Origin of the sequence: Entomohabitans teleogrylli (assembly GCF_001484765.1) — a bacterium.
Taxonomy (GTDB): Bacteria; Pseudomonadota; Gammaproteobacteria; order Enterobacterales; family Enterobacteriaceae; genus Entomohabitans; species Entomohabitans teleogrylli.
In genome coordinates this window covers 42,266-60,440 of sequence record NZ_LLXO01000012.1, presented here as the reverse complement: position 1 = coordinate 60,440, position 18,175 = coordinate 42,266, and the positions used below count along the sequence as shown (strand labels likewise).

16 protein-coding genes are annotated in these 18,175 nt (G+C 55.8%); 3 read left to right on the top strand and 13 right to left on the bottom strand.

Going from position 1 to position 18,175, the window contains the following annotated elements; genetic code table 11:
- Positions 1–40: 40 nt before the first annotated feature.
- From AQ981_RS14325 to dnaB, 3 genes are all read right to left on the bottom strand, one after another.
- Complete coding sequence (locus AQ981_RS14325; protein WP_058912432.1) at positions 41–1,234, bottom strand: amino acid aminotransferase; 1,194 nt, start codon at positions 1,232–1,234, stop codon at positions 41–43.
- A gap of 134 nt (positions 1,235–1,368) precedes the next feature.
- Positions 1,369–2,448, bottom strand: coding sequence for an alanine racemase (alr, locus tag AQ981_RS14320; RefSeq protein WP_058912431.1), 1,080 nt, complete (start codon positions 2,446–2,448; stop codon positions 1,369–1,371).
- A gap of 155 nt (positions 2,449–2,603) precedes the next feature.
- Positions 2,604–4,016, bottom strand: a complete 1,413-nt coding sequence (dnaB, locus tag AQ981_RS14315; protein WP_058912430.1) for a replicative DNA helicase — start codon at positions 4,014–4,016, stop codon at positions 2,604–2,606.
- Between the two features lie 84 nt (positions 4,017–4,100).
- Here dnaB and AQ981_RS14310 point away from each other — a divergent pair, with 84 nt between their 5' ends.
- Positions 4,101–5,084, top strand: a complete 984-nt coding sequence (locus AQ981_RS14310) for a quinone oxidoreductase (protein WP_058912429.1) — start codon at positions 4,101–4,103, stop codon at positions 5,082–5,084.
- Between the two features lie 216 nt (positions 5,085–5,300).
- Here the strand turns inward: AQ981_RS14310 and pspG are convergent, their stop codons facing one another.
- Positions 5,301–5,543 (bottom strand): envelope stress response protein PspG, encoded by a 243-nt coding sequence (pspG, locus tag AQ981_RS14305; protein WP_058912428.1) that lies wholly within the window; start codon positions 5,541–5,543, stop codon positions 5,301–5,303.
- A gap of 143 nt (positions 5,544–5,686) precedes the next feature.
- Complete coding sequence (dusA, locus tag AQ981_RS14300) at positions 5,687–6,724, bottom strand: tRNA dihydrouridine(20/20a) synthase DusA (RefSeq protein ID WP_058912427.1); 1,038 nt, start codon at positions 6,722–6,724, stop codon at positions 5,687–5,689.
- Positions 6,725–7,753: 1,029 nt separating this feature from the next.
- Between dusA and zur the strand changes: the two genes are divergently transcribed.
- Positions 7,754–8,269 carry a zinc uptake transcriptional repressor Zur gene (gene zur / locus AQ981_RS14295; protein ID WP_058912426.1) on the top strand — a complete coding sequence of 172 codons (516 nt, stop codon included), beginning with the start codon at positions 7,754–7,756 and terminating at the stop codon, positions 8,267–8,269.
- 76 nt (positions 8,270–8,345) lie between these two features.
- Here zur and AQ981_RS14290 read toward each other — a convergent pair whose 3' ends face one another.
- From AQ981_RS14290 to AQ981_RS14275, 4 genes are all read right to left on the bottom strand, one after another.
- Positions 8,346–8,555 (bottom strand): CsbD family protein, encoded by a 210-nt coding sequence (locus AQ981_RS14290; protein WP_058912623.1) that lies wholly within the window; start codon positions 8,553–8,555, stop codon positions 8,346–8,348.
- Positions 8,556–8,732: 177 nt separating this feature from the next.
- A complete protein-coding gene (dinF, locus tag AQ981_RS14285; RefSeq protein ID WP_058912425.1) occupies positions 8,733–10,052 on the bottom strand; it encodes an MATE family efflux transporter DinF in 1,320 nt (439 codons plus the stop codon).
- A gap of 122 nt (positions 10,053–10,174) precedes the next feature.
- Positions 10,175–10,783 carry a transcriptional repressor LexA gene (gene lexA / locus AQ981_RS14280; protein ID WP_058912424.1) on the bottom strand — a complete coding sequence of 203 codons (609 nt, stop codon included), beginning with the start codon at positions 10,781–10,783 and terminating at the stop codon, positions 10,175–10,177.
- Positions 10,784–10,891: 108 nt separating this feature from the next.
- Positions 10,892–11,260: a diacylglycerol kinase gene (locus AQ981_RS14275; protein WP_058912423.1), complete on the bottom strand. Its 369-nt coding sequence runs from the start codon at positions 11,258–11,260 to the stop codon at positions 10,892–10,894.
- 226 nt (positions 11,261–11,486) lie between these two features.
- Here AQ981_RS14275 and plsB point away from each other — a divergent pair, with 226 nt between their 5' ends.
- Positions 11,487–13,910: a glycerol-3-phosphate 1-O-acyltransferase PlsB gene (plsB, locus tag AQ981_RS14270; protein ID WP_058912422.1), complete on the top strand. Its 2,424-nt coding sequence runs from the start codon at positions 11,487–11,489 to the stop codon at positions 13,908–13,910.
- Positions 13,911–14,054: 144 nt separating this feature from the next.
- Here the strand turns inward: plsB and ubiA are convergent, their stop codons facing one another.
- From ubiA to AQ981_RS14250, 4 genes are all read right to left on the bottom strand, one after another.
- A complete protein-coding gene (ubiA, locus tag AQ981_RS14265; protein WP_058912421.1) occupies positions 14,055–14,927 on the bottom strand; it encodes a 4-hydroxybenzoate octaprenyltransferase in 873 nt (290 codons plus the stop codon).
- Between the two features lie 12 nt (positions 14,928–14,939).
- On the bottom strand, positions 14,940–15,443 hold the full coding sequence (gene ubiC / locus AQ981_RS14260; RefSeq protein WP_058912420.1) for a chorismate lyase: 504 nt from the start codon (positions 15,441–15,443) through the stop codon (positions 14,940–14,942).
- A gap of 333 nt (positions 15,444–15,776) precedes the next feature.
- On the bottom strand, positions 15,777–16,718 hold the full coding sequence (gene malM, locus AQ981_RS14255; RefSeq protein WP_058912419.1) for a maltose operon protein MalM: 942 nt from the start codon (positions 16,716–16,718) through the stop codon (positions 15,777–15,779).
- 134 nt (positions 16,719–16,852) lie between these two features.
- On the bottom strand, positions 16,853–18,139 hold the full coding sequence (locus AQ981_RS14250) for a maltoporin (RefSeq protein WP_058912418.1): 1,287 nt from the start codon (positions 18,137–18,139) through the stop codon (positions 16,853–16,855).
- Positions 18,140–18,175: the final 36 nt, after the last annotated feature.

Genomic DNA, 18,175 nt, shown 5'->3' with positions numbered 1-18,175 from the left:
GTGCCCTGCAGAACACAGGGCACGAAATGTTAGTAAATACTTACATCACTGCGGCGAAGGCGCGCGCCACCTGCTGAACATTGCGGCTATTCAGCCCGGCGACACACATTCGGCCGCTGGCAATCAGATACACACCATGGGTTTCCCGTAGTTCAGTGACCTGCGCCTCACTCAGGCCAGTGTAGCTAAACATCCCGCGCTGCCTGAGCAGGTAATCAAAATCCCGGCCCGGCATCGCGGTTTTCAGAACGTCCACCAGCGCCTGACGCATATCGATTATCCGCAGGCGCATGGTTTCCACTTCCGCCAGCCAACTGGCGCGCAGAGTATCATCGTTGAGGACGGTGGAGACCACCTGAGCGCCAAAGTTTGGCGGACTGGAATAGTTACGACGCACGGTGGCTTTCAGTTGTCCCAGCACGCGCCCGGCGGTATCGGCGTCTTCGCACACTACCGACAGCCCGCCGACCCGCTCGCCGTACAGTGAAAAAATCTTGGAGAAGGAGTTGCTGACCAGTACCGGCAGGCCGGCGTCAGCCATGGCGCGAATCGCCCAGGTATCTTCTTCCATTCCGGCGCCAAACCCCTGATAGGCGATGTCGAGGAACGGGATCAGCTCACGCGCTTTCAGCACTTCCACCACCGCATCCCATTGGCTGTTGGTCAGATCGGAGCCCGTCGGGTTATGGCAGCAAGGATGCAACAATACGATATCCCGGGGCGGCAACGCGCTCAGGGCTTCCAGCAGCGCGCTAAAACGCACGCCTTTGGTATCGTTGTCAAACCAGGGGTAAGTACCTACTTCGAATCCAGCCCCGGAGAATATTGCAACATGGTTTTCCCACGTCGGATCGCTGACCCATACTTTCGACTGCGGAAAATAACGTTTAAGAAAATCGGCGCCGACTTTCAGCGCGCCGGAACCGCCCAGGGTCTGAATCGTCACGACACGACCGGACTGCAACAGCCGGTGGTGGGCGCCAAACAGCAGCGGCGCAATGGTGTGGCGGTAACTACCCAGACCTTCCATCGGCAAATAAAGCGACGCCCCGTGCGGCCGGGCGTTCAGACGCGCCTCCGCTGCGGCAACGGCGCTAGGCTGCGGAATGATCCCTTCTTCGTTGTAGTAAAGACCAATACTGAGGTTCACTTTGTCCTGACGGGGATCTTCTTTGAAACGTTCCATCAGAGAAAGGATGGGATCGCCGGCATAGGCGTCAACTTTCTGAAACACGCTTGGTTCTCCAGGTTTACGATGTTGCGAAAGGACACAATAAACCGGAAGCGGCGGGAGATCGAGTGCCGGAAAACGAAAACGGGGTATCGAACCAGATACCCCTGTGTTTTTTCGCCGCCGACGGCAAGCTGTCAGTCAATATATTTCATCGCTACCCGCGACGTCAGCCGGGTGATAAGTTCGTAAGCACTAACTTTGGTTATTTCCGCGATGCGTTCAACCGGCAGCCCCTCTCCCCACATCACTACCGGATCGCCAGCCTTGTCTGCGGACTCCGGGCCGAGGTCAACGCAGATCATGTCCATCGCCACCCGCCCGACAATCGGCACTTCGCGTCCGTTGACCAGCACCGGGGTACCGGAAGGCGCCGCGCGCGGATAGCCATCGCCGTATCCCATCGCTACCACCCCCAGACGGGTATCACGCGGACTGGTCCAGGTCCCCCCATAGCCTACCGGTTCACCGGCTTTATGGTCGCGTACCACAATCAGGCTGGAGACCAGCGACATTGCCGGCCAAAAACCGAAATCCGCTCCCCAGGGCTTCTGCTCCAGCGGCGATACGCCATAGAGAATGATACCGGGACGTACCTGTTCGAAATGCGCCCCGGGCCACAGCAAAATCCCTCCGGAGGCGGCGATAGAACGCAGGCCTGGTTTGCCATGACAAAACGCGTTAAAAATCTCCAGCTGTTTTTCTGTCGCCCCGCACTCCGGTTCATCCGCCCGGGCAAAGTGGCTGACAATATTTACCGGCTGCGCCACATTGCGGCAGCGCGAAAGGCGTTCATAAAACGCCTGCGCCTGCTCCGGACGAACGCCCAGACGATGCATGCCGGTATCCAGCTTCATCCACACGGTAATCGGTTTTTCGAGTTGCGCCTGCTCCAGCGCTTCCAGTTGTTCCTGGCTATGGATGGCGGTCTGGAGATTAAGAGCCGTCAGGGTGAGCAGATCGGCAGCTTCGAAAAAGCCTTCCAGCAGCAGTACTGGCTGGGTAATCCCCGCTTCGCGCAGACGAATCGCTTCTTCCAGACGGGCTACGCCGAACGCGTCAGCGTCCGGGAGCGCACGGGCGGTCTCTGTCAGACCATGGCCATACGCGTTTGCCTTCACTACTGCCACCAGGCGGCTGGCAGGGGCCAGTTCGCGCAGACGCTGCAGGTTGTGACGCAGCGCGCGGCGGTTAACTACAACGGTTGCCGCTTGCATCTTTGTTCCTTGACTTAATATGTCACCAGGTCATTAACATCATTGTCGCGACTCATCAGAAGCCCCCGCCATCGCAACAGGCGCGGATAGCCGACATCCGGAATCGCCGCGAAAGCTGATTCGCGCTCTCCACAAGCATATGCGCTTCGGGAGATTTATTCGTCGTCATACTGTGGGCCGGCGTAATTATCAAATCTCGACCACTGCCCGTTAAACGTCAGGCGCACCGTGCCGATCGGCCCGTTACGCTGCTTACCAATAATGATCTCGGCAATCCCTTTCAGATCGCTGTTTTCGTGGTACACCTCATCACGATAGATAAACATGATCAGGTCAGCATCCTGTTCGATGGAGCCTGACTCACGCAGATCCGAGTTCACCGGGCGTTTGTCGGCACGCTGTTCCAGCGAGCGGTTAAGCTGCGACAGCGCCACCACCGGCACCTGCAACTCTTTCGCCAGCGCCTTCAGGGAGCGGGAGATTTCAGCAATTTCCAGAGTACGGTTGTCAGACAGCGACGGTACGCGCATCAACTGCAGGTAGTCCACCATGATCAGGCTTATCCCGCCGTGTTCGCGAAAGATACGCCGCGCCCGGGAGCGCACCTCCGTCGGCGTCAACCCTGAGGAGTCGTCAATATACATATTGCGCTTCTCAAGCAAGATCCCCATGGTACCGGAAATACGCGCCCAGTCTTCATCATCCAGTTGCCCGGTACGGATCCGGGTTTGATCTACCCGGGAGAGCGACGCCAGCATACGCATCATGATCTGTTCCGCCGGCATCTCAAGACTGAAAATCAGCACCGGCTTATCCTGTAGCATGGCGGCGTTTTCGCACAGGTTCATCGCGAAGGTGGTTTTCCCCATCGAAGGACGCGCCGCTACGATTATCAAATCCGAACGCTGCAGACCGGCGGTTTTTTTATTGAGATCCTGATAGCCAGTATCCACCCCGGTAACCCCGTCATGGGGCTGCTGGTACAGCGTTTCGATCCGCGAAACGGTAGCTTCAAGAATCTGATCGATGCTTTTGGGACCTTCATCCTTGTTGGCCCGGTTTTCGGCAATCTGGAATACTCTGGATTCCGCCAGATCCAGCAGATCCTCACTGGTGCGCCCCTGGGGATCAAACCCGGCGTCGGCTATCTCGTGCGCCACGGAGATCATTTCGCGCACTACTGCTCGTTCACGCACAATATCCGCATATGCGCTAATGTTCGCCGCGCTGGGCGTATTTTTCGATAACTCGGCCAGATAGGCGAAACCGCCGACGCTGTCCAGTTGTCCCTGGCGTTCAAGGGATTCGGAAAGGGTAATCAGATCGATCGGGCTACCGGTCTCCTGCAGGCGGTGCATCTCGGTAAAGATGACCCGGTGCGGACGGGTATAAAAGTCCTCGGCCACCACGCGCTCGGCCACATCGTCCCAGCGTTCGTTGTCCAGCATTAAACCGCCCAACACCGACTGTTCCGCTTCCAGCGAGTGGGGCGGCACTTTCAGCCCGGCGACTTCCGGGTCCCGCTCCCGCTGTTCGCCAGGTTTGTTGAAGGGTTTATTTCCTGCCATAGTGAGTGGAGTTACCAAAATCAGTGAATGGATGAGAAGGTTATCACATTAGTTTCAGCCAAACGATATGACACCGGAGGTAGCATGGCAACCCGCATTGAATTTCACCAGCACGGCGGCCCGAACGTTCTTAAAACGATAGAATTTACCCCCGCCGATCCCGCCGGGAATGAAGTTCAGGTAGAGAATAAAGCGATAGGTATCAACTTTATTGATACTTACATCCGCAGCGGCCTGTATCCGCCGCCGGCGCTGCCCAGCGGACTGGGAACCGAGGCGGCCGGGATAGTCAGCAAAGTGGGTAAGGACGTCACTTATGTAAAGCCCGGCGATCGGGTGGTCTATGCCCAGGCCGCGCTCGGAGCCTATAGCTCCGTACACAATGTTGCACAAGAAAAAGTCGCTCTGCTGCCGGACGCCATCACTTTTGAGCAGGCCGCCGCCTCTTTTTTAAAAGGGCTGACGGTGTTTTACCTGCTGCGGAAAACCTATGAGATCAAGCCGGACGAGATCTTTCTGTTTCATGCCGCGGCGGGGGGCGTCGGTCTGATCGCCTGCCAGTGGGCCAAAGCGCTGGGCGCGAAACTGATTGGGACCGCAGGCTCCGACGAAAAAGCGCAGCGGGCCCTGCAGGCCGGCGCCTGGCAAACGATCAACTACCGGAAAGAGGATATCGCCGCCCGGGTACGTGAACTGACCAACGGTAAAAAAGTCTCCGTGGTTTACGATTCCGTCGGGAAAGATACCTGGGAAGCCTCACTGGACTGCCTGCAGCGCCGCGGGTTGATGGTCAGCTTCGGCAATGCTTCCGGCGCCGTAACTGGCGTGAATCTGGGGATCCTCAATCAGAAAGGATCGCTATACGTCACCCGCCCCTCTCTGCAGGGATATATTACCAACCACGCGGAACTGATTGATGCCAGCAATGAGCTGTTTTCGCTGATTGCCAGCGGCGTTATCAAAATCGAGGTGCCGGAACAACAGAAATTCCCGCTGACTGACGCTATACGCGCCCATCAGGTGCTGGAAAGTCGCGCCACCCAGGGCTCCAGCCTGTTAATTCCATAATGCGGATGTATTGCAGTACCCTGCCTGAACTAACGCTTTAAACACAAAGAATTAGGGCTTCCCGCAGGAAGCCCTTTCTTTTTATAGTTCGCGCTGTATGTAGGGTACAGCTGCGATGAATTCGAGATACAACCCGCGCATAGTGACAGATTTAATAAGTAATGAATATGACCTCTCCGGGGAAAGTTACCGGGTTGTGATCGGTGCCTCAATCACTTAGTTAAATCGACGGGTCTTTCTTTTATAGCGTGTCACATCCGGTTTATTGATTGCCCGGATAACCCATACCACTGCCACAGCCAACAGCAGCCAGGGAAGCATTTTAAACATCAGCGCCAGCAGCCCGCCGGCAAACATGAAAATAGTGGCAACCACCAGCGCCGCCAGAATCCCCAGCAGCGACACGCCGGTGACCATCAGCATGACAAAAAACCCCACTACAAACAGTAATTCAAACATGGCCGTCTCCCGAAACCGATAGCAATAACTATGCAAACACAATTCAAGAATCGTGCCAAAACAATAAAATACTGTTTAATATGACAAATGCCCCGAAATCGCTTGCGGGGCATAGTGAAATTAACCAGAAAGTGGTGAAGTTGTTACCGCCGATCCGCTACCAGCGAAAGCGCCTGCTCGAGAACCCGAATATCAGCCCCGGCTTTATGAGCATTTTCGCTCAGGTAGCGCCGCCACTGGCGCGCACCGGGAATCCCCTGAAACAGCCCCAGCATATGGCGGGTCATATGACCCAGCCAGGTTCCCTTGCTGAGCTCCCGTTCAATGTAGGGATACATTGCCCGCACCACGGCTATCGGATCGGCATCCGCGACATCTGCGCCAAAAATCTCGCGATCCACTGCGGCCAGCATACCCGGATTCTGATAGGCTTCGCGCCCGACCATCACGCCATCCATATGCGCCAGGTGCGCTTTTGCTTCTTCCAGCGATTTTATCCCGCCGTTAATCGCCATCGTCAGATGCGGAAAATCACGCTTGAGCTGATACACCCGCGGATAGTCCAGCGGCGGAATTTCGCGGTTTTCTTTCGGGCTAAGGCCGGAGAGCCACGCTTTACGGGCATGAATAATAAATGTCTCACACTCGCCGGAACCAGAAACCGTGCCGATGAAATCGCACAAAAAATCGTAGCTGTCGCGATCGTCAATACCGATGCGGGTTTTTACCGTGACAGGCACTGTAACCGCATCGCGCATGGCTTTTACACAGTCAGCTACCAGTTGCGCCTCTCCCATCAGGCAGGCGCCAAACCGGCCATTCTGCACCCGATCGGATGGGCAACCGACGTTGAGATTGATTTCATCATAGCCACGCGCCTGCGCCAGCTTCGCACAATGCGCCAGTTGAGCCGGATCGCTGCCGCCAAGCTGTAACGCCAGCGGATGTTCTTCTTCGCTGTAGGCCAGGTAATCCCCTTTGCCGTGAATAATCGCTCCGCTAGTCACCATCTCGGTGTACAACAGCGTGTGCTGAGAGAGCTGGCGCAAAAAATAGCGACAGTGTCTGTCCGTCCAGTCGAGCATTGGGGCAATGGAAAAGCGGTACGCGGGAAAAGCGGCCGGGACATCGGCGACAGCGCGATTTTGCGATAGGTATGGTGATTCCGGGTTCTGGTGCATGTCAAAATTTTCTGGCGTATTGGTGCATCTGGCAGAGCCCTGATTCCAGAAGCCTGCGTAAGAGAGTAAAACAACAGCGGCCACTATAGCATAGAGCGTCGATGCGGTTGACGACTATCTAAGCTATTGCGCCGGGTCGGGCTAGCCCCTCTGCAACCAGAGCAATAAGCCCGCGGCTCTCCCCTGAAATTCACTGCGCTCTCAATATTGTTACGGAAGTTTCCGGCAAAAGCGTCACCCCGTAGATTAGCCGCGCTCGGGAAAAAGCCACATCCCGCTAAAAGCTTTCCCAGGACCGGAGACTTTCCTCCAATCCCGGCATCGACACACATATAAATGCCAGTTAGTTGATTCCTGGAAGTTTCGCGAGCCGTCACGCTGGTGAGTATTCTTCAATAAATCCCCGGGATAAGTTCAAATAAAGACTGAACGCCCGCAGGATTAATGACTTACCCGATATGAATTATAAATAAAAATAGCGCCGCCTCAGCGCCCCCGGATTGTGAACCTCAAAACCACATCCCGGGATGGACGTATCCCCTGTGACCTTTGCCCGGACTAAAGACGGCACCATAAGGTGATGCTTTACTACTTTTTCTCTTTCTTCTTTTTAATAACCATATAAATGCCGATAACTATCGCGGCCCCGACTATCATGCCAATGGTTTCCATGGCCCAATATCCTTATAGGTAGCTAACAAGCAAGATATTACGCAGAATAAAATATCCGCAGCGCACTGTTCATTAACACTCACGTTTATCAATCAGCCACAAAGTGAGGCAAACAAATAGCCGCTTAATATATCACGTCAGTTAAGAATCACCTGATAAACTACCTGAATTGGTGGTTTATCTAATGGCAGAGCCCATATTGCCGGACAGGTACTGCTTTGCCTGGATCCGACCTTTCCCGCTTGCCGGCGCTACCGGCGCGCCTGACCATTGATACAGGCCACAGGGTATTGTCGGCGTTTAACGCGGTTCGTGATAAAGTATCAGGATACCACTCTGTACTGAATGAGGACGCTGATGGAAACCATGACATCACAAAACGTGTTAGCGCGCGCTGAAAAGCTGTGCCAGCAGCGCAACGTGCGGATGACGCCGCAGCGTCAGGAAGTCCTGCGTCTGATGACGTTACAGGAAGGCGCTATCAGCGCCTACGATCTGCTCGACCTGCTGCGTGCCACAGAACCTCAGGCAAAGCCCCCGACCGTCTACCGGGCGCTGGATTTTCTACTGGAGCAGGGTTTTGTACACAAAGTGGAATCGACCAATAGTTACGTGGTCTGCCATCACTTTGATCAACCAACCCATACTTCAGCGCTGTTTATCTGCGATCGCTGCGGCGCGGTCAAAGAGGAGTGTGCGCAAGGCGTGGAAGAGATCATGCATCACCTGGCGTCCGGGATGGGGTTCACCCTACACCATAATGTTATTGAAGCTCATGGACTGTGCGCCCCTTGTGGTGAGGTCGAGTCCTGTGAGCATCCGGAAAATTGCAGCCATGACCACAGTGTGATGGTGAAAAAACGCGGGAAATAGCAAGGAGGGAAGGTACATCCCTGTACCCGGGTAGCCTCAGAGGGTTAAGCGTTGGCACATATCAGGCTGTGCCTGGCTACCAGCGGTAATCATTATGACGTTCCCAGTCACTGACCTCTTTCTCTGCCTGGTCTTTCGCGTATCCATAGCGTTCCTGGATTTTACCGACCAACTGATCGCGTTTCCCTTCGATCACGGTAACGTCATCATCAGTGAGTTTCCCCCACTGCTCTTTCACTTTGCCTTTCAGCTGTTTCCAGTTGCCGCCTACCTGGTCTTTATTCATCATCAGGTCCTCATCATTGGTTATAACCATACTCCATAAACTCGCCGGAGTCCGTAATTACCATAACTTTCAACTGAACACGATTCTAATTATAGATGGCAATATGGGAACCAGAGGATTTATCAGAATCTTTAACCATACGCGACCATCACCCGCCTGACGGCAGGTGCAAATACATCAGGCAAACCAGCTGCCATTACGCCAGTGGCGCCGCCAGATCCAGCCAAGCGCCAGCCCGCGCAGAGCCAGAAAAACCGCCAGCGCCAGCCATAAACCGTGGTTCCCCAGCCACGGCACGCTTAACAGCGTCACGCCAAATCCTATCGCTGCGACCGCCATGCTATTACGCATTTCCGCGCCGCGCGTCGCGCCGATAAACATACCGTCCAGCAGATAACACCAGACACCCACCACGGGCAGCAGAACCTGCCACCACAAAAAGTGCCCGGCCATTTCCCGTAGCTCCGGCAGCGATGTCAGCAGGGCAACAATCTCCTTCCCGGCCATGGCATAAACCAGCGCAAAAGCCAGCGCCACGATAAAGGACTGGCGACAGGCCGCTCTCCAGACCCCAACCATCTGACTACCGTCTCTGGCGCCATAAGCTTGCCCGGAATGCGCCTCCACTGCGTAGGCAAAACCGTCCAGCGCATAGGCCGTAAAGGTGAGTAATGTCATCAACACGGCATTCACTGCCACCACATCGCCGCCGAGACGGGCGCCGCAAATAGTGATGCCGGCAAAACAAAGCTGCAGTAGCAGGGAGCGCAACATAATATCGCGGTTCAGGGCCAGCAGACGGCGAAGATTCCCACGCCATGCCCCACGCAGCGCCGCCAGCGGGATAGCGCGGAGATTCAGCACATGCCTGACCATTAGCAACCCAATGATAAAAGTGACATATTCCGCCCCCAGCGTCGCCAGCGCCGCCCCGCGCACATTCATCTGCAGCCCCACGACCAGCCACAGATCGAGCACAATGTTGAGCACATTGCCCACCACCAGCAAGATTACCGGCGCCCGGGCATACTGGACGCCCAGCAGCCATCCCAGCAGTACCAGATTAGCCAGCGATGCCGGCGCGCTCAGCCAGCGGATTTCCAGAAAACGCCGCGCCTGATACAGAACATCCTCATTACCCCCGACAATATGCAGCGCCAGGTCAATCAACGGCGCGCGCAGCAGCACAATGGCGACACCCGCCGCCAGCGCCAGTATTAGCGGCTGAACAAGCGCCCTGGCCAGCGCGCGATCGTCCCTGGCGCCGTAAGCCTGAGCCGTTAAGCCGGTAGTGCTCATCCGCAGGAACAGCAGCAGCATAAACAGAAAACTGGTGGCCATTGCGCCAATGGCGACGCCCCCCAGATAGACAGGACTATCCAGATGCCCAATCACTGCAGTATCCACCAGCCCAAGCAGCGGAACCGTAATGTTTGAGAAAATCATTGGTAACGCCAGACGCCACAGCGCCCGGTCGGTTGCAGGGAAGCCTTGCATTAGCGATCCACGACAGTTAAAGCAAGAGACAGAAATGAAAAACCATGGCCTTCAAGGTGGCCATGGTTGTGGAAACTGAGTCAGAGTCAGAGTCAGCATCAGGCATCACAGATGCCCGGCGCTTACAGCCAGTCGCCGTTACGAATCACACCAACGGCCAGGCCTTCGATAGAAAAACTGCGTTCGCGCAGGTCCACGACAATCGGCTCGAACTCGTTATTCTCCGGCAACAAATGAACAACATTGCCCACTTTTTTAAGGCGCTTCACGGTGACTTCGTCATCAATGCGCGCCACAATCACCTGGCCGTTTCTGGCCTCCTGGGTTTTGTGTACCGCCAGCAAGTCGCCGTCCAGAATACCGATGTCTTTCATCGACATGCCGCTAACCCGCAGCAAAAAATCCGCGCCGGGCTTAAACAGAGAAGGATCGACCTGATAATGGCCTTCGATATGCTGCTGCGCCAGCAGGGGCTCCCCGGCCGCCACCCGACCGACCAGCGGCAGGCCTGCTTCTTCTTCGTGTAGTAAACGAATGCCGCGCGAGGCGCCAGAGACAATCTCAATCACCCCTTTGCGGGCCAGCGCTTTCAGATGCTCTTCAGCCGCATTAGGCGAACGGAAACCAAGACGCTGAGCAATTTCAGCGCGCGTCGGCGGCATACCGGTCTGGCTTATATGATCCCGGATGAGATCAAACACCTCCTGCTGCCTGGTTGTTAATGCTTTCATTCCGCCCCCTGGGTGTATATACAGTTATGCTGTGAGTATATACAGCCTCTGGCGATTTTGGAACCACAATTAAACAAAAAACCAGGGACTTAACCGACTATGGAAGACCTATCGCAAATGTAACCAAAGCAGCGTGACCCAGGTGAAAACAGCGAGAATAATCGCCATCAGCACCGCGGCGGAGCCCATATCCTTCGCCCGGCCGGAAAGTTCATGGTAGTCGGTACCGATACGGTCGACGATCGCTTCAAGGGCGCTATTAAGAATTTCCACGATCATCACCAGCACCACTGAACCGATCAGCAATACCCGAGTGATGGCATCCACATCCAGCCAGCAGGCGATAATAATGGCCAGTACCGCCGCCACGCCCTCCTGGCGAAACGCCGCTTCATTCACCCAGGCGGCGCGGATGCCTTTCCAGGAGTAACCAGCCGCTTTGATGATACGAGTAAGCCCGGAGGTACTATTTGCCATTGCAGGAAACCTTTTATAAAAACGCGCATCAATGTATGAGTTGTGCACTGATTATACCCAGGCGCTGCTGACTTGCATCATCGGCGCAATCTCTGCACCCACGGCCTGATACAGCGCCGGTTAGCGGCGTGCGGGCCCGGGCGCGCGTGAATCACAGAAATGCCGCGCATTTTCTGTTATCCTTGCGACGCATTTGCATGATTAACCCAGAGGCTTTACATCATCTATGTCAGGCTGGCCGAGCATTTACTACAAATTACTTAATTTACCGTTAAAGGTACTGGTTCGCAGCAAGTCGATCCCGACGGATCCCTGCGCAGAGCTTGGCCTGGACACTTCGCGCCCGATTATGTACGTTCTGCCCTACAACTCGAAGGCGGATCTGTTGACTCTGCGCGCCCAGTGTCTGGCCAATGAACTTCCCGACCCGCTGGAACCCCTGGAGATCGACGGTACTCTGTTACCACGCTATGTCTTTATCCACGGCGGGCCGCGTGTCTTTACCTACTACACGCCAAAAGAAGAATCGATCAAAGTCTTCCATGACTATCTCGACCTGCACCGCGCTAACCCGCAACTGGATGTGCAGATGGTGCCGGTTTCGGTGATGTTCGGCCGCTCGCCGGGGCGGGAAAAGGGCGAGGCCCATCCGCCGTTGCGTCTGCTGAACGGTATTCAGAAATTTTTCGCCGTCTCCTGGCTGGGCCGCGATAGTTTTGTCCGTTTTTCCCCGCCGGTCTCGCTGCGCTGGATGGCCACCGAACACGGCACCGATAAGCGCATCGCCCAGAAGCTGGCGCGAGTGGCGCGTATGCACTTTGCCCGTCTGCGTCTGGCCGCCGTAGGGCCGCGTCTGCCGGTACGCCACGAGCTGTTCCAGAAATTACTGGCTTCCAAAGCTATCGCCCGGGCGGTGGAAGACGAAGCGCGCAGCAAAAAGATTTCCCACGAGAAGGCCCAGCAAAACGCCATCTCCCTGATGGAAGAGATTGCCGCCAACTTCTCCTATGAAGCTATTCGTATTACCGATCGGGTCCTGGGCTTTACCTGGAACCGGCTGTATCAGGGCATTAACGTCCATAACGCCGAGCGCATCCGCAAGCTGGCCCATGAGGGCCACGAACTGGTCTATGTGCCCTGCCACCGCAGCCATATGGACTATCTGCTGCTCTCTTACGTTCTGTACCACCAGGGGCTGGTACCGCCGCATATCGCCGCCGGTATTAACCTCAACTTCTGGCCGGCGGGGCCGATTTTCCGCCGCCTGGGGGCATTCTTTATTCGCCGCACCTTTAAAGGCAACAAACTGTATTCCACGGTGTTCCGCGAATACCTTGGCGAACTGTTCACCCGCGGCTACTCGGTGGAATATTTTGTCGAGGGCGGTCGCTCACGCACCGGCCGTTTGCTGGACCCGAAAACCGGTACGCTGTCGATGACAATCCAGGCGATGTTGCGCGGCGGTACGCGGCCTATCACGCTGGTGCCCATCTATATCGGCTATGAGCATGTGATGGAAGTCGGCACCTACGCCAAAGAGTTGCGCGGCGCCAACAAAGAAAAAGAGAATCTCTCTCAGATGGTGCGCGGCCTGAGCAAATTACGTAATCTCGGCCAGGGCTATGTTAACTTCGGTGAGCCGCTGCCGCTCACATCCTGGCTGAACCACCGGGTGCCGGAATGGCGCGAGTCTATCGATCCGATCGAAGCCGTACGCCCTGCCTGGCTGACGCCGACAGTCAACAATATCGCCTCCGAACTGATGGTGCGGATCAACAAAGCCGGGGCGGCCAACGCCATGAACCTGTGCTGTACGGCGCTGCTGGCATCGCGCCAGCGCTCTCTGACCCGCGAACAGCTCACCCAGCAACTGGAATGCTACCTGAGCCTGATGCGTAAGGTGCCCTATTCCGGCGACGCCACGGCGCCTGCCGCCACGGCAAGCGACCTTATCGATCATGCGCTGCAGATGAATAAGTTCGAGGTCGAAAAAGATACCATTGGCGATATCATCATTCTGCCCCGCGAGCAGGCGGTGTTGATGACCTACTATCGCAACAACATCATGCATATGCTGATTCTGCCGTCGCTGCTGGCGCTCATCGTCGCCCAGCACCGGCGTATCACCCGTGATGAACTGCTACGCCAGGTGGAAGTGATCTACCCAATGCTGAAAACCGAGCTATTCCTGCGCTGGGAGAAAACCGAGCTGGCAGGCGTGGTCGACCGGTTGCTTGAAGAACTACTGAGCCAGCAGTTGATCCTGGAACAGGATAACCAGTTCCGGGTCAATCCCGCCCAGTCGCGAACGCTACAGCTGTTGGCCGCCGGCGCCCGGGAGACTATCCAGCGCTACGCTATCACCTTCTGGATCCTCAGCGCCAACCCGGCCATCAACCGCGGTACGCTGGAAAAAGAGAGTCGCACAGTAGCGCAGCGTCTTTCAGTGCTGCACGGCATCAACGCGCCGGAGTTCTTTGATAAAGCGGTCTTTGCGTCGCTGGTGCTGACCCTGCGCGATGAAGGCTACATCAGCGACACCGGTGATGCTGAGCCGGAAGAGACCATGAAGGTGTATCAGTTGCTTGCGGATCTGCTGACTTCCGACGTACGTCTCACCGTGGAAAGCGCCGCTACCGGTACGACATAACGGTAAATTCGCCTGCCGGGCAACCTGCCGGCGGGTTTTACCAATACCGCAAAAATAAACCCCGAGAGCCGCAGATCCGGCGCTCGGGGTTTTGTTTACCCGGATGAGGAAGCGTTGTCGTCCACCCGGCAATGCAGACTGACCTCAGAGATGCAGGTAGCTCACTACCAGACCAAGGAACAGCACCAGTCCGACGTAGTTGTTATTCATAAAAGCGCGGAAGCATGGCTCGCGTTCGCGTCCGGCAATTAGTTTCTGTTGATGCGCGAACAGCCCGCCGGCCAGCAAAATAGACCAGTAAAACGCCCCGCCCAGCCCATTCAGCCAACCGATCAGCGCCATCAGGATCATCACGGCAATTTGCAGCAGACCAATGATCAGCTTGTCATAGCGGCCAAATAATATCGCCGTCGACTTAATCCCGATTTTAAGATCATCATCCCGGTCCACCATCGCATACTGAGTATCGTAGGCTACCGCCCAGCAGATATTGGCAAGAAACATCAACCAGCAGGTCAGAGGAACAGATTCACTGACCGCCGCCCAGGCCATCGGAATCGACCAGCCGAAAGCCGCCCCCAGGACCACCTGCGGCAAGTGGGTATAGCGTTTCATAAACGGATACACCCACGCCAGCGCCAGTGCGGCCACCGAAAGCAAAATCGTCATCCGATTGAGGGTTAACACCAGCAGGAAGGAAAGCAGAACCAGCACCACAAACAGTGTGCGCGCTTCCCGCTCTGTCACTGCGCCGCTGGGCATCGGACGGTTTGCCGTACGCTTAACGTGGCCATCAAATTTACGATCGGCATAGTCGTTTACCACACAGCCCGCCGCCCGCATCAGCCAGACGCCGGCAACAAACACCAACAGCACCGGAAGCGGCGGTACGCCCGGCGTCGCCACCCACAGCGCCCACAGCGTCGGCCAGAGCAGCAACAGCGCGCCGATCGGTTTATCAGTGCGCATCAGCCGATGATAAGCCAGTAGCTTATCCTGCTTCAGACTCCACTCCATTTTGACTTCCTCTTAATACACAGGCGAAGCGGGCAGGAATAACTCGGTCAGTAATAGCGGTTTTCCGGAAAGCCGCAGCCGGGAACGGCGCCCCCACTGCCCATCGCTTTGTCCTGTCTGAATAAAATCTCTTGTTAGCGTTGATGACGTAAACAGATAGCGCCCCAGCGGCGTCGTCCCCAGTTGACGCAGCGCCAGCTCCGGCCCGTTAAGGGTAGACGCCGGAACCAGCGTTCGGCCAGCCAGCCAGGGAACACCGTCGCCGCACAGCAGGATCTCGCGCAGCCAGTACTGCGATTCCGCCGGCAGTAATGACGCTTCGTCCTTCGACATCGCGTCAGGACCGACAAAATCCTCAAAACAGATTTCTACACTAACCCGCTGGCAGTACTGCTCAAAGCGCTTTGTCATCGAATCTTCCAGCATTAGCCAGTCAAGCAGCGATGCCTCCAGGGTGGAGGGAATTTGCGCAAAATATTGCAGTGCGCGCAACTGCGCCAGCGCAGCGTGAGACATTAACGCTTCTCCGGAAGAATACCTGGCGGCATTGTAACGCAGAATGGGTACATCGTGGCGAGCAATACGTATTTAAACGATCAAAAAGGCAACAAAAGTGCAACAGATTTCAGGGATAAAGCGGCTTCATCGATCCACGTCATAATCGGCTGATAAGCATGAGCCAGCGTTGCGCTATCTTATCGCAACGCAGTACCAGCAGGATACCGCATCTACTATACGGTGTGGCGCATTACAGCAAAAAAATCAGGATACTGCCCGACATCAGAACAGTAAAAAAGGGTGCGCCGAAGCGCACCAGGACTTACAAGCATCAGCAATGCGGGGAGATGATTACCCCTTGCCTTTTACACTGCTGATAAAAGTTGAACGGGCGGAGGTAGACCCCAGACGCTCGGCTTCATTCAGCAGTTTCAAAGCCTTATCAATATCGCCCTGCGCGACGGCCTGTTTAATCGCCTGATTGAAGTAACTTTCCGTGTCATTCAGCATCGGTTCGCTCTTCGCGGCGGGCGACACTGCCGGAGCAGTCGCAGCAGCGGGCGCCGCATAGGCGGTCGCCGGCGCGGCGGTATTGCCGACCGTGACCGGACCTGGACCAGAGGAACCAAACAGCGGGCCAACCAGCACGCTGGAGGCGGAATTGGTGCTGACCTTCAGTTTCAGCGTGCCATCGGTGCTGTGGCGGGCAATGGGATCCGGGATATCAGGAATCGCGTTACCGGCCCCTTTGGCATAGGCTTTGGCCGGATCGATCATCGTGGTGGTGTTTTGCAGATCTTTATTGGTGGTAAACACCAACAGGTAAATTTTCTGCTGTCCCAGCGCCGGAGTCAGCTTCAGCGTCCCTTCCAGGCGATCGGCGGACATCACACCGGGTTGCTGATAAGTAAAGTAGCTGCTGGGAAAAAAGGCGGACGGCGTCAGGTTCTGATCAAGAACCAGTACGTTAGGCGCGAAAACTTCGTTTTTCTTCGCTTCGCTGCTCAGGGTAATGGTCAGTTCACCGATATTGGCCGGAACGCTGTAGGCGGCCACCGGGCCTGCGATATCCCCGGCGTTCAGGCGCTGGCCTGTAGTCGCCAGTGAGGTGGTTTGCGTTTTGGACTGCGCCACCGGCGTCCACTGCAGTTGCTGGAGCGCGGAAGCCGGAATCGCCGGCGCCGCCGAGGTATCCTGCGGTACAACGTTGACGTCAGCCAGGACGATGCCCGGTACGCCAGTCAGTAACCCTGCGCTCAGGCAAAGCGCGACGAGACTTTTCTTCATTTTCATTGTTATGACCTCGATGGAGTACGGTGAACGCTGGCCAGGCAAAAGCGCGCATCACCGGAATGTAAAACGCGGTTACAGGTTAAACGGAATCGGAGAGGGGTTTCCCCCTCTCCGGTGACGTAGCGTCAGCGCTATTACCACCAGATTTCCATCTGGGCGCCGAAGCTCCACTCATCATTGTCGCCGCGGCTGAAGGTGGTTGCGCTGGTATCGCGATAAGCGACGCCATTGTCATAGCCCCATTTTTCATCCCACTTCGCATAGGTTGCGAACAGACGAATTGCCGGACGCGACCAGATGCTGTCGCCAGCCTGCCACTGTTGCGCCAGGGTGATTTTGTACTGGTCGTTAGTTTTATCCACGCGCTGGGATTTGACGTTGTCGTAACCCACTTCCAGCAGGGTGCTCATGATCGGCGTCCATTTGAACATCGGACGTACGCCCACGGTCCACCACTTGCTGCCGTTGTTGTTATCGAGGTTGATATCCTGGTACATCGCCACGTACATCAGGTCCCAACGGTCGCCCAGAGAGATAGCGCCGTGGTCCAGCACGCGCCACATTTTACCATCGTTATCAATGCTGCCGCCCTGCGCCTGGCCTTTGCCATTTGATGTCATCGCATCGGTGGCGTACTGCAGTACAAATTTGTTATAGCCTTTCAGCATGCTCTGGGTGTGTTCAGCGGTGAACATCCAGCCATCTTTAGTGGCGCCCGGACGCAGATAGTAGTCGTCAGGAATGTTGGTATGGCCGTAGTCCACGCCCAGCTCAAGAGTACCGCCCGGGTTGGTTTCCAGACCCGCTAAACGAACATCGAAAACATCGTTCGGAACTTCATTGTTATAAGTTCTGTCGCCAGTGACCGGGTCGCGATCGGCAAACGCAGACGAACCGCCAGATTCAGAAGAACGGGTTGCCGCTACAGAGAGCTTACCGAAGCCCAGATCGATATTTTCAATACCGGCGCCAGGACCAGAGATATCCCAGTAGTAGAAGTCGATCATGTGTACATCATGACGCTGATAGAAGCGCTTACCGGCCCAAATGGTGGAACCTGGCAGCCAGTCGATCAGGTTTTTACCCTGCACGTTGACTTCACGGAATGCCGGGTTGGTAGCTTCCCAGTCATTCTGTTGTGCAATGGAGTAAGCCACGTTGGTGTCGAAGTAGAAGCTCTTGTCGCCCTCTTTCCACACTTCCTGGCCCAGTTTTAATTCTGCGTAAGTTTCACATTCGTTACCGAGACGGTATTTACTTTGAGCCCCCGTTGCCTGGAAGCATTGCTGTTCACCGCCACTACCGGTCCAGCCAATACCGGAACGAGCGTAGCCGTGGAAATCTACTGCCAGTGCCTGAGCAGACATAATGCCTGCTGCGACAGCGACCGCCACCGGGAGTTTGCGCAGAGTAATCATCATTCTATCTCCTGAGATCATTGCTTTTCTTTATTTTAT

Excerpts from the sequence above, each read along its gene's own strand:
- pspG (WP_058912428.1), bottom strand. The coding sequence starts at position 5,543 with ATGTTTGAATTACTGTTTGTAGTGGGGTTTTTTGTCATGCTGATGGTC.
- dinF (WP_058912425.1), bottom strand. The coding sequence starts at position 10,052 with ATGCAAGGCTTCCCTGCAACCGACCGGGCGCTGTGGCGTCTGGCGTTA.
- AQ981_RS14290 (WP_058912623.1), bottom strand. The coding sequence starts at position 8,555 with ATGAATAAAGACCAGGTAGGCGGCAACTGGAAACAGCTGAAAGGCAAA.
- alr (WP_058912431.1), bottom strand. The coding sequence starts at position 2,448 with ATGCAAGCGGCAACCGTTGTAGTTAACCGCCGCGCGCTGCGTCACAAC.
- dnaB (WP_058912430.1), bottom strand. The coding sequence starts at position 4,016 with ATGGCAGGAAATAAACCCTTCAACAAACCTGGCGAACAGCGGGAGCGG.
- lexA (WP_058912424.1), bottom strand. The coding sequence starts at position 10,783 with ATGAAAGCATTAACAACCAGGCAGCAGGAGGTGTTTGATCTCATCCGG.
- AQ981_RS14275 (WP_058912423.1), bottom strand. The coding sequence starts at position 11,260 with ATGGCAAATAGTACCTCCGGGCTTACTCGTATCATCAAAGCGGCTGGT.
- plsB (WP_058912422.1), top strand. The coding sequence starts at position 11,487 with ATGTCAGGCTGGCCGAGCATTTACTACAAATTACTTAATTTACCGTTA.
- AQ981_RS14250 (WP_058912418.1), bottom strand. The coding sequence starts at position 18,139 with ATGATGATTACTCTGCGCAAACTCCCGGTGGCGGTCGCTGTCGCAGCA.
- ubiC (WP_058912420.1), bottom strand. The coding sequence starts at position 15,443 with ATGTCTCACGCTGCGCTGGCGCAGTTGCGCGCACTGCAATATTTTGCG.
- ubiA (WP_058912421.1), bottom strand. The coding sequence starts at position 14,927 with ATGGAGTGGAGTCTGAAGCAGGATAAGCTACTGGCTTATCATCGGCTG.
- zur (WP_058912426.1), top strand. The coding sequence starts at position 7,754 with ATGGAAACCATGACATCACAAAACGTGTTAGCGCGCGCTGAAAAGCTG.
- dusA (WP_058912427.1), bottom strand. The coding sequence starts at position 6,724 with ATGCACCAGAACCCGGAATCACCATACCTATCGCAAAATCGCGCTGTC.
- AQ981_RS14310 (WP_058912429.1), top strand. The coding sequence starts at position 4,101 with ATGGCAACCCGCATTGAATTTCACCAGCACGGCGGCCCGAACGTTCTT.
- malM (WP_058912419.1), bottom strand. The coding sequence starts at position 16,718 with ATGAAAATGAAGAAAAGTCTCGTCGCGCTTTGCCTGAGCGCAGGGTTA.